This window comes from Flavobacterium sp. (assembly GCF_003525665.1).
Lineage (GTDB): Bacteria > Bacteroidota > Bacteroidia > Flavobacteriales > Flavobacteriaceae > Flavobacterium.
In genome coordinates, this window is record NZ_DQDX01000169.1 from 25105 (window position 1) to 25578 (window position 474).

Sequence of the window (474 nt, forward strand, 5' to 3'; positions counted from 1 at the left end):
CTAGGTCGAAATAAATAATTTTTATTCCGAATGCTTTGGCAACGTCGTCACCAACAGTAACTTTTTTAACTGCTTTTTCAAGTTCGATTGGAACGAATGTTTTTCCAGTTTCTTCTGCTGTAATAGTTGCAGTTTCCTTGGTAGTGTATTCTGGTCGTTGTGTAATCAAATAAAATTTAGTTCCACAAGCCACCATTCCGAAATCGAATTTACCTTCAGAATCAGTGATCAATTCTTTGATTACTTTATGATTTTGATCTTCAAGAGTAACTTTAGCATTTGCAATTACAGCACCAGTTTCTTGATCAGTTACAACACCAGCAAGAAGTTGCTCACACTCTAACTTTTTAGTTTCTTGAAATCTGTAGATATCATCGCTACCTTGACCGCCATCTCTATTAGAAGTTACATAACCAATTCTAGATTTTGCATCGATTAAATATCCAAAATCATCTTTAGAACTGTTTAATGGTT

The 474-nt window shown here is 34.2% G+C and carries 1 protein-coding gene; it reads right to left on the reverse strand.

Features of this window, described 5'->3' with window-relative positions; translation table 11 throughout:
• A partial coding sequence (locus tag DIU01_RS11890; protein ID WP_290834729.1) for a carboxypeptidase-like regulatory domain-containing protein occupies positions 1-474 on the reverse strand: 474 nt, incomplete at both ends.